This window comes from Sphingomonas echinoides (assembly GCF_029623395.1).
In the GTDB taxonomy this organism is placed as follows: Bacteria; Pseudomonadota; Alphaproteobacteria; order Sphingomonadales; family Sphingomonadaceae; genus Sphingomonas; species Sphingomonas echinoides_A.
Genome location: NZ_JAPYKK010000001.1, coordinates 204,104 through 213,646, shown reverse-complemented (window position 1 = coordinate 213,646; position 9,543 = coordinate 204,104). Strand labels below are relative to the sequence as shown.

10 protein-coding genes are annotated in these 9,543 nt (G+C 66.6%); 7 read left to right on the top strand and 3 right to left on the bottom strand.

Features of this window, described 5'->3' with window-relative positions:
• Positions 1-3 precede the first annotated feature (3 nt).
• Both QBJ92_RS00830 and bchF read right to left on the bottom strand, forming a co-directional pair.
• Positions 4-1,302, bottom strand: a complete 1,299-nt coding sequence (locus QBJ92_RS00830) for a ferredoxin:protochlorophyllide reductase (ATP-dependent) subunit N (protein ID WP_431358344.1) — start codon at positions 1,300-1,302, stop codon at positions 4-6.
• Positions 1,299-1,829: a 2-vinyl bacteriochlorophyllide hydratase gene (bchF, locus tag QBJ92_RS00825; protein ID WP_277967768.1), complete on the bottom strand. Its 531-nt coding sequence runs from the start codon at positions 1,827-1,829 to the stop codon at positions 1,299-1,301. The genes QBJ92_RS00830 and bchF overlap by 4 nt, the downstream gene beginning before the upstream one ends.
• A gap of 283 nt (positions 1,830-2,112) precedes the next feature.
• Here bchF and QBJ92_RS00820 point away from each other — a divergent pair, with 283 nt between their 5' ends.
• The 7 genes from QBJ92_RS00820 to QBJ92_RS00790 all read left to right on the top strand — a co-directional run bounded on the left by QBJ92_RS00820 (position 2,113) and on the right by QBJ92_RS00790 (position 8,758).
• Positions 2,113-2,955, top strand: a complete 843-nt coding sequence (locus QBJ92_RS00820; protein WP_277967767.1) for a cobalamin B12-binding domain-containing protein — start codon at positions 2,113-2,115, stop codon at positions 2,953-2,955.
• A gap of 66 nt (positions 2,956-3,021) precedes the next feature.
• Positions 3,022-4,446, top strand: coding sequence for a transcriptional regulator PpsR (gene ppsR / locus QBJ92_RS00815; protein WP_277967766.1), 1,425 nt, complete (start codon positions 3,022-3,024; stop codon positions 4,444-4,446).
• Between the two features lie 65 nt (positions 4,447-4,511).
• Complete coding sequence (gene chlG, locus QBJ92_RS00810; RefSeq protein ID WP_431358343.1) at positions 4,512-5,447, top strand: chlorophyll synthase ChlG; 936 nt, start codon at positions 4,512-4,514, stop codon at positions 5,445-5,447.
• Positions 5,444-6,823, top strand: coding sequence for a BCD family MFS transporter (locus QBJ92_RS00805; RefSeq protein WP_277967765.1), 1,380 nt, complete (start codon positions 5,444-5,446; stop codon positions 6,821-6,823). Before chlG ends, QBJ92_RS00805 begins: the two co-directional genes overlap by 4 nt.
• A complete protein-coding gene (locus tag QBJ92_RS00800; protein ID WP_277967764.1) occupies positions 6,820-8,004 on the top strand; it encodes a geranylgeranyl diphosphate reductase in 1,185 nt (394 codons plus the stop codon). The genes QBJ92_RS00805 and QBJ92_RS00800 overlap by 4 nt, the downstream gene beginning before the upstream one ends.
• On the top strand, positions 8,001-8,504 hold the full coding sequence (locus QBJ92_RS00795) for a TspO/MBR family protein (RefSeq protein ID WP_277967763.1): 504 nt from the start codon (positions 8,001-8,003) through the stop codon (positions 8,502-8,504). The genes QBJ92_RS00800 and QBJ92_RS00795 overlap by 4 nt, the downstream gene beginning before the upstream one ends.
• A gap of 56 nt (positions 8,505-8,560) precedes the next feature.
• A complete protein-coding gene (locus QBJ92_RS00790; protein ID WP_277967762.1) occupies positions 8,561-8,758 on the top strand; it encodes a hypothetical protein in 198 nt (65 codons plus the stop codon).
• 117 nt (positions 8,759-8,875) lie between these two features.
• Here QBJ92_RS00790 and QBJ92_RS00785 read toward each other — a convergent pair whose 3' ends face one another.
• The gene (locus tag QBJ92_RS00785) at positions 8,876-9,445 is read right to left on the bottom strand and encodes a c-type cytochrome (RefSeq protein WP_277967761.1); all 570 of its coding nucleotides are present in this window, start codon (positions 9,443-9,445) and stop codon (positions 8,876-8,878) included.
• Positions 9,446-9,543 lie beyond the last annotated feature (98 nt).

Below are 9,543 nucleotides of genomic sequence, written 5' to 3'. Positions count from 1 at the left end.
CGGCTATACCTTCAGCACGTCGCGCCGCCGCAGCGGCCGCGCGAACAGATCGGCGAGGTCACCCGCCTGGTCGAACCCGTGGATCGGCGAGAACACCAGTTCGATCGCCCATTTGGTCGTGAGCCCCTCGGCCTCGAGCGGGTTGGCGAGCCCGAGCCCGCAGACCGTCAGGTCGGGGCGCGCGGCGCGAACACGGTCGAGCTGGCGGTCGACGTCCTGCCCTTCGCTGATCACGGTAGCGGCGGGGAGCAACGCCAGCTCTGCCGCCATATGCGCCCGGTGGAGATACGGCGTGCCGACTTCGAGCGGGGTCATCCCGAGTTCGCGCGCGAGGAACCGGGCAAGCGGCAGTTCGAGCTGCGAATCGGGAAGAAAGAAGATGCTCTTTCCGGCAAGCTGTTCCCGCGCGTGCGCGATTGCGCGCTGCGCGCGTTCGCGGCCCGGCGCGATCACCGAGCGGAAGTGCATCTCGTCGATCCCGAACGCGCGGGCGGCGGCGTGAAGCCAGTCGCTCGTCCCCTCGGCCCCGAACGGAAACAGCGCGTCCAGCCGGACCGCGCCGCGATCGGCAAGCGCGCGGGCAGTCTCGCCGAGAAACGGCTGGGCCAGCAAAAAGCGCGTGTTCGGCCCGACCGGGGGCATCGTGCCCGCGCGGCGCGCAGGGAAACTCCGGACGGTCGCGATTCCCATTTGCGCGAACAGCCGGAGGAACTGATCCTCGACTACATCGGGAAGCGCGCCGACGATCATCAGTTCGAGCGCTGCATCGGGTGCGGTCGCGGCAAGCTCCGGCGCCAGTGCGGCGAGGCACGCGTCCTCGCCCTCGGTAAAGGTCGTCTCGATCCCGCTGCCGGAATAGTGCAACACGCGCGTGCGCCCGACATGCTCGACCGACAACCGCTGCGCAGCGCGCGCGAGATCGAGCTTGATGACTTCGGAAGGGCAGGAGCCGACCAGGAACAGCAGCTTGATGTCCGGTCGGCGCAGCAACAGGCGGTCGACGACTCGGTCGAGTTCGTCGTTGCAATCGGCCATGCCGGCAAGATCGCGTTCCTCGATGATCGCGGTTGCAAAGCGCGGCTCGGCGAACACCATCACCCCGGCCGCGGATTGCAGCAGATGCGCGCACGTGCGCGACCCCACGACGAGGAAGAACGCATCCTGGATCTTGCGATGGAGCCAGATGATCCCGGTGAGCCCGCAGAACACCTCGCGCTGCCCGCGTTCGCGCAGGATCGTCGTGCCCGCGATGGGCGCAGCCGCCGTGCCGTCCGGCGCGACGCAAGGGGCCAGCGCGTTCACGCTGCCACCGTATTGCGGTTCGCGGGCGCAGCCGCCGCCTGCAGACGTGCGGCGCGCAGCTTGAGCAGGAACTGCGTCGCGTTGATTGCGTAGGTCGCATAGGCTGCGAGCGCGAGCAGCATCCGGTCGCGTTCGGTCCCCAGCCCGCCGATCAGCGTCACCAGATACGCAGTGTGCAGCGCCAGAACGAGGAAGCTGAACACGTCTTCCCAGAAGAACGCGGGCGCGAACAGCCAGCGATTGAACACGACCTTCTCCCAGATCGATCCGGTGACCATGATGGTATAGAGCGTCAGCGTCTTGACCACGATCGAGACCGTCGCCGCCAGTGCGCCTTCGCCGGTCGCGAGATATCGGAGGACGAGCCCAAGGCTCACCAGGAAGATCGCGAATTGCAGCGGTGCCAGGATGGCCTGGACGATCGTCCAGACGGTCGCATCGCGCCGTTGCTTCTGCTCGGGCGTGTACAGCGGAGCATCCGCGGACCGCCGCGGTGTCTTTGCCAGGACTGGACTGTTTGTCCGCATAGTTGCCTCGCCTCTCGCTGCGCAACCTATCGCCGCACCTTGCAAAGTGTCAACACATCTTGACGTAAAGAAATGTCGACACATACTGCGATGCAGCAACGTTTGTCCGTTGCAAGGTCGTTTCGATCGGGATACGCTGCGATTCGCCGGACCAGCCAAATATGGTGCGTTCGACCGCTTCGCATGTTCAACCAGACCGGAGGGGGTCAGGATGACTTCGCTTACCGGACTTGAACATTTCTTTCGAAGTGGTTGCGGTTGGATCGATCCAAAGCGAAGCGCCATGATGCGTGGCGCGACGATGCCGGACCGGAAGGTCGAGGCCGTCAATGAGCAGGCCCGTTCCCTTACCCGCCTGATCGAAGGCGAGATCATCCCACGCTTGTTGGCAGCGCATACCAGTGGGCCGCTCCTCGAGAGCGTAGGCGAGCCCCTTTCCATGATTACGGCAGAAGAAGTCGCGGCGTTCGCGCCGCTCGCCCTTCAGGTCGAAGCAGACGAACTGCTTCAGCATGTCGAGGGACTGGTCGCCCGCGGAATATCCTATGAAATGTTGCTGGTCGACCTGCTCGCGCCCGCCGCACGGCATCTTGGCGAATTGTGGGATGACGATCGCTGTGACTTCGTTGACGTGACGATGGGATTGTGGCGGCTGCAGGAAGTGGTCCACGAACTTTCCGGCAGCAGCCGGACGGGGGTGCACGACGACCATCGCTTCCGCCGCGCGCTGTTCGCATCGCTGGAAGGAGACCAGCATAGTTTCGGGACGGTCGTGGTCGATGAGATGTTTAGTGCCAACGGCTGGCTCACCGATCGGCTCAACGAAGTGTCGACGGATGAATTGTTCCGGTATGTCCGGGCCGAGGCGTTCGACTTGATCGGATTGACGATCACGTGCGACTGCCATATCGCCGCCTTGCCTTCGATCGTCCGCGGCGTGCGGGCGTCATCCAGAAATCCCCGGATTTGTGTGATGGTCGGTGGACGGGTCTTCGCTCAAAACGCGGACCTTGCCGCCGCAATCGGTGCGGACGGGACGGCCCCCGACGCAAGGGTAGCGGTTCGCGTTGCCGGGGAACTGGTCGACGCGGTCGCGCGGGAGGCGGTTTCGGCCATGACCGGTTGATCGCGATCGGGGGTCGCGGGCAGGGTACGAACCGCGACACCAGTTGCAGGAGCAAATTGTTCGTCGATGAACGATCGTCCCATCCTTTTCGCCCCGCATGCCTTTACCAGCCCCTCCGCTGTCGCGGATACCCTTGCGCCCGATGTCGCCGCTGCGTTGCTCGCGTCGGCAGGGGATATTTCGCTGGTCCTCGGGTCAGACGGTATGATCCGCGACATAGCGATCGCCAATGCCGATCTCGTCGCGCAGGGTTTCAGTGACTGGATCGGCCAGAACTGGATCGATACCGTAACGGTGGAAAGCAGGACCAAGGTCGTCCAGATGCTCGCCGACAGCGCTGGCGCGGAGCCTGCGCGTTGGCGCCAGATCAACCATCCGACGCATGGCGGCGATGTCCCCGTGCGATGGTTGGTGATGCGGCTCGCGCAAGGCGGGGCGATCGCGATCGGGCGGGACATGCGCGCCACTGCAACGATGCAGCAGCGCTTGCTCCAGACCCAGCAATCGCTCGAACGCGACTATATCAAGCTTCGCCAGGCGGAGGCACGCTATCGCTTGCTGTTCGACCTCGGGACCGAGCCCGTATTGATCATCGATGCGGCAACGCGACGGATCCGCGAGATCAATCCCGCAGCCGCGGATCTGATCGGCGTAAAGCCCGACGCCGTGAACGACCAGCCAGTCGGGACGATCGTCGACGCCGCCGATCGCGATGCATTCATCGCGCATCTGGGCGCGGCGGGCGCAAGCGACGATCTGTCCGCGATTTCGGTACGGCTGGCGAGCGGGCGAGAAGTCGCAATCTCGGCGCGTCTGTTCCGGCAGGGGCGTGCGGCGCTGCTGCTCGTGCGGTTGTTGCCGGCGCAGGTTGCCACCGAAGACGCTGGCCATACGACGGCGATGGGCGATGTCATCGAACATATGCCCGACGCGTTCGTGCTGGTCGATTCGGCGCTGACCATCCTGTTCGCGAATGGCGCGTTCGTCGAGCTTGCGGGGGCGGCGTCGGTCGCGCGCGTGGTGGGTGCACCGCTGGCGACCTGGCTTGGACGCCCCGGGATTGATCTGGACCTGATCGTCAACCAGCTGCGCGAACACGGCGTGGTCCGCAACGTCGCCACGATCCTGCGCGGAACCGGCGGTGGTCACGAAGAAATCGAGATTTCAGGCGTGGTTGCGCCGAAGGATGGCGACCACTGCTACGGTTTCACGATCCGCAACGTCGCGCGTCGGCTGCGCGTCGTCCCCACCACGGAACGCGAAACGCCGCGGTCGGTGGAACAATTGACCGAGCTGGTCGGGCGCATGTCGCTCAAGGACATCGTGCGCGAGTCGACCGACATGATCGAACGGCTCTGTATCGAGGCGGCGCTCGCCTACACGTCGGACAACCGTGCTTCGGCGGCGGAGATCCTCGGGATCAGTCGGCAGAGCCTCTATTCGAAGCTCCATCGGCATGGGCTGGGCAATCTGGTGTCGGGGGAAAACTGACGCGGTTGCCGTGCTGACTGTCAAATAGATTTGACGCCAGAGACTGTCCATATTAGCTTTCTCTCATGGCACGTATGGCAACCCATCGGCTGACATCCCGCTCCGCGCCCGGCGCGCGGCCCGGCGCGCGGCCCCGCGCTCGTGATGTCCTCGAATTGCTCAAGCCGATCACGTGGTTTCCCCCGATTTGGGCGTTCCTGTGCGGGGTGATCTCGTCCGGAGTCGCGGTTTCGAGCCGCTGGCCGTTCCTCATCGCCGGGGTGCTGCTGGTCGGGCCGCTGGTGTGCGGGACGAGCCAGGCCGTCAACGACTGGTTCGACCGGCACGTCGATGCCATCAACGAGCCGGGCCGCCCGATCCCGTCGGGCCGAGTCGGCGGGCAGTGGGGGCTGTGGATCGCGATTGTCGGCACGGTGCTCGCGATCGGCGTCGCGGCGGCGACCGGCATTTGGGTCGTGCTCGCCACGGGTGTCGGTCTGGCGTTCGCCTGGGCGTATAGCGCGCCGCCGTTCCGGTTGAAGCGCAGCGGGATCTGGGGGCCAGCCGCGGTCGCGCTGACCTATGAAGGGCTCACCTGGTTCACCGGTGCGAGCGTGATGGCGGGCACGCTGCCCGACGGGCACATCCTGATCCTGCTCGGCCTCTACAGCGCCGGCGCGTTCGGGATCATGACGCTCAACGATTTCAAGGCGGTCGCGGGGGACCGCGCGATGGGAATCCGGTCGCTGCCGGCGACCCTCGGGGTCGGCCCGGCGGCACGGATCGCGTGCGTCGTGATGACGGTGCCACAGATCGTCGTCATCGGGTGTCTCGCCTGGTGGGGGCATATGCTGGTGGCCGCCGTGGTCGGGGTGCTGTTGGCCGGGCAACTCGCGCTGATGCCGCGGCTGTTGCGCAATCCGTTGCGCGAGACGCCCTGGTACAATGCGACCGGGACGAGCCTCTATGTCCTCGGAATGCTTGCTTCTGCATTCGGGCTCGGCGGAGTGCTGGGGTTATGAGCGCCGGTCGGTCTGGCACGTCGCTGACCTGGCTGGAGATCGTCCGGCTTGGGCTGGTGCAAAGCGCGATCGGTGCGATCGTGATGCTCGCGACGTCGCTGCTCAACCGCGTCATGGTGGTCGAATATGCGCTGCCCGCGGCGCTGCCCGCAGGCCTCGTCGCCTGGCATTACGCGGTTCAGCTGTCCCGTCCGCTGTGGGGACATGGGTCGGATAGCGGACGCCGTCGGACGCCGTGGATCATCGCGGGAATGGGGATGCTGGCGGCAGGTGCGGTTACCGCCGTCTGGGCGCTCGGGGTCATCGCAGGCGGTTCCACCTTTGGTTATGCGCTGGCGGTGCTCGCCTTCGCGGTGATCGGTGCGGGGGTCGGCGCCGCAGGAACGTCGCTGCTCGCGCTGCTGGCGCGCCAGGTCGCGCCCGACCGGCGGGCGGGGGCAGCGGCGGTGACGTGGATCATGATGGTCGCGGGGATCGCCGTGTCCGCCGGGATCGCCGGGGCGTTGCTCGATCCGTTCTCGTTCGCGCGCCTGCTGCGGGTCGTTGCCGGGGTGGCGGGGGTCGCGCTACTCGTCGCGATCCTCGCGGTGACCGGGATCGAGCGCGGGTCGCTGACCGCGGTCGATGCACGCGTTGCCCCTCCGCCAGCGCGTTTCTGGGATGCCCTTGCAGCAATGTGGGCGGACCGTGAGGCGCGGCGGTTCACCGGCTTCATCTTCCTGTCGATGCTCGCCTATGCGATGCAGGATCTCATTCTCGAGCCGTTCACCGGCTTGCGCTTCGGTCTGTCGCCGGGCCAGTCGACGCAGGTTTCGGGCATCCAGCATGGCGGGGTCCTGCTCGGCATGATCCTCACCGGGGTCGCGGGGAGCGGGGCCAGCGGTCGGACCGCGGCGGGGATGAGGCGCTGGATCGTCGGGGGATGTGCGGGCTCGGCGATCGCGCTGTGCGGGCTTGCGGTCGCGGCGCGAGTCGGTCCGGGCTGGCCGATTCTCGCCAACGTCTTCGCGCTCGGTTTTGCCAATGGGGTGTTCGCCGTCGCCGCCATCGGCGCGATGATGGCGCTGGCCAGCGCAGGACCGGCCGGAAAATCACACGGCAAGTCGCACGGGGAATCACACGCAAAATCACCGGGGGAATCACACGGGGAAGGCCTTCGCATGGGCATCTGGGGGGCGGCGCAGGCGATCGCCTTCGGGCTCGGAGGCGTGACCGGCGCGGTCGCGGTCGACGCGGGACGCGCGCTGACGGGGTCTGTGCCCAACACGTTCATGGTCGTCTTCGGCGTGGAAGCTTTGCTGTTTCTGGCGGCGGCAGCGGTGTCGCTCCGCTCTCCGCCGCGGGCGGTCCGCTTCGATCGGGAGGTTGTGCTATGAGCACCATGTTCGATTGCATCGTCATTGGCGGGGGTCCGTCCGGCGCGACCGCCGCGACCGATCTCGCGCGCGCCGGGCATAAAGTGCTGCTGCTCGATCGCGCCGGGCGGATCAAACCGTGTGGCGGGGCGATCCCCCCGCGCGCGATTGCGGATTTCGCAATTCCCGATCATCTGCTCGTCAGCAAGGCGACGATGGCACGGATGGTCGCGCCGTCTGCGAAAACGGTCGACATGCCGGTCGGCGACGGTTTCGTCGGGCTGGTCGATCGCGAGACGTTCGACGAATGGCTCCGCGCGCGGGCCGCGCTTGCCGGAGCCGAACGCCGCAAAGGAACCTTCGAGCGGATCGAGCGCGATGCGCACGGGCATGCGGTGGTGGTCTACCGCCCCGACCGCGGCGAGCCCGAACAGCGCGTGACGGCGCGGACCGTGATCGGCGCGGATGGCGCACGCTCCGGCGTGGCGCGGTCCGAACTCAAGGGCGCGGAGCGGATGCGCTACGTCTTCGCCTATCACGAGATCATCGCCGCGCCGCCCGACGGCAGCGCCGATTATGCGCGGTCACGGTGCGATGTCATCTATCAAGGCAAGCATTCCCCCGATTTCTACGCCTGGGTCTTTCCGCATGGCGACACCGCGAGCATCGGCGTCGGCAGCGCGCAGAAGGGGCTCGCGCTGCGCGACGCGATCGCTGCGCTGCGCAAGCAGACCGGGCTGGACGGCTGCGCGACGCTGCGCCGCGAAGGCGCGCCGATCCCGCTCAAGCCGCTGCGACGGTGGGACAATGGCCGCGATGTGATCGTCGCCGGGGATGCCGCCGGGGTGGTGGCGCCGGCATCGGGCGAGGGGATCTATTATGCGATGGCGAGCGGTCGCCACGTCGCCGAGGCGGTCACGCTGTTCCTCGCGACGGGCAAGGTGTCCGCGCTGAGACTGGCGCGCAAGCGCTTCATGCGCGACCATGGTCGGGTGTTCTGGATCCTGCGGATGATGCAGTATTTCTGGTATTCGAGCGACACGCGTCGCGAACGCTTCGTCAAGATCTGCGAGGATCCGGACGTCCAGCGGCTGACGTGGGACGCTTATATGAACAAGCGACTGGTCCGCGCCAAGCCGATCGCGCACGTCCGCATTTTCCTGAAGGACGTGCGGCATCTCCTCGGGCTAGCACCGGCATGAGGGTTCGCGCGCCCGGGGTCCACCGCTCGTGGGGGTTGCCGATCAGCATGGCGGCGATCGCGGCGGTTGCCGTCGTCGCCATGGGCGCCACGATCACCGAGATCGACCCGTGGTATCGCACGCTCGTCCAGCCAAGCTGGGCCTTGCCCGAGCAGGTCTACGCCGTGGCGTGGACCGCGGTCTATCTGTGCACCGCATTGGCGGCGGTGGCGGGGTGGCGCGCGATGCCGGACCAGTCGGCGGCGGAATGGATGATTGGCCTGTTCGCGCTCAACGGCTTCCTCAACATCGTGTGGAGCGTGCTGTTGTTTCGCCTCCACCGCCCGGACTGGGCGATGGTCGAGGCGGTCGCGTGGTGGGCGGCAATCGCTTTGTGGATCTACGTCATCTGGCCGCGCTCGGTCGCGACGGCGCTGTTGCTGCTGCCCTATCTCGCCTGGGTGACCTATGCGGGGTATCTGACGATGACGCTCGCCCGGTTGAACGGGCCGTTCGGCTGAACGCGATCGGGCACTGGCTGTTCGGGCAGGCCCATGCCGTCGACCTGATCCTCGTCGTGATTCTGGTCGAATGGGTCGTCCTGACGCAACGCCTGAAGTGGACGGTACGCGCGGCGACCTTGCGGTTGCTCCCGGGGGCAATGATGCTGCTCGCGCTGCGCGCCGCCCTTACCGGGCTTGCCTGGCCGTGGATCGCGCTTGCGCTTGCGGCGTCGTTTCCGGCGCATCTTGCAGATCTCGCGCGACGGCGCTGATACGGCAGGGTCGGGAAGGAAGTGTGGGCGACCGCAGCGCTGGACGTCCAGTCGTGCGGACAGGCGCGCGGTACGTCGGACGGGATCCGGCCTGACGCCGGATCCCGTCCCAAAGCCTCAGGACTGGGTCTTGAGGTAAGCGATCACGTCCGCACGCTTTTGCGGATCGGTCGGCCATCCGGCGAAGGTCATCTTGGTGCCGGGAACGACTCGCTGCGGGTTTTCGAGATATTGAAACAGCTTTTCTTCGGTCCAGGTGATGCCGCTGTTCTTGTTCGCAGGCGAATAGGTGAAGCCGGGGATCGTCCCGGCGGCGCGGCCCACCACTGCGTGGAGCGACGGACCGATCCGGTTGACCCCCGCTTCGATCGCATGGCAGGTCTTGCACGTGACGAAGTCGACCGCGCCCTTCGCGGCGTCGCCGGTATAGGCCGCGAACTTCACGCCGGCGACCGTATCGGTATTGTCGGGCGCAGGTGCCTTGGCTGCTGCGGGCGCAGCGGCGGGTGCGGCTTCGGTCGCCGCCGGCGCGGCGGTTTCCGTCGTGGCGGCGGTGGTGGTCGTGGTGCTGGTTTCGGTGGTTTCGGCTTTCTTGCCACACGCCGTCAGCGCGAACGCCGCACAGGCAAGGCCAAGACCCAGCCGTCCATAAGACGTCCGGAAAGACGGTGTCGATCCTAGATTCATCATCCTGCTCCTGTTGGTCGGTTACGACTCTCCCGCTGGCTCCTGTTTCTCACGACCCACCCCTGACTGTCCATAGCTTTTGACACGCGGGTGCGCCG

What these genes read in the sequence shown, in the direction of transcription:
- chlG (WP_431358343.1), top strand. Translation starts at nt 4,512, where the DNA reads ATGGCACGTATGGCAACCCATCGGCTGACATCCCGCTCCGCGCCCGGC.
- QBJ92_RS00795 (WP_277967763.1), top strand. Translation starts at nt 8,001, where the DNA reads ATGAGGGTTCGCGCGCCCGGGGTCCACCGCTCGTGGGGGTTGCCGATC.
- QBJ92_RS00800 (WP_277967764.1), top strand. Translation starts at nt 6,820, where the DNA reads ATGAGCACCATGTTCGATTGCATCGTCATTGGCGGGGGTCCGTCCGGC.
- ppsR (WP_277967766.1), top strand. Translation starts at nt 3,022, where the DNA reads ATGAACGATCGTCCCATCCTTTTCGCCCCGCATGCCTTTACCAGCCCC.
- QBJ92_RS00820 (WP_277967767.1), top strand. Translation starts at nt 2,113, where the DNA reads ATGATGCGTGGCGCGACGATGCCGGACCGGAAGGTCGAGGCCGTCAAT.
- QBJ92_RS00785 (WP_277967761.1), bottom strand. Translation starts at nt 9,445, where the DNA reads ATGAATCTAGGATCGACACCGTCTTTCCGGACGTCTTATGGACGGCTG.
- bchF (WP_277967768.1), bottom strand. Translation starts at nt 1,829, where the DNA reads ATGCGGACAAACAGTCCAGTCCTGGCAAAGACACCGCGGCGGTCCGCG.
- QBJ92_RS00805 (WP_277967765.1), top strand. Translation starts at nt 5,444, where the DNA reads ATGAGCGCCGGTCGGTCTGGCACGTCGCTGACCTGGCTGGAGATCGTC.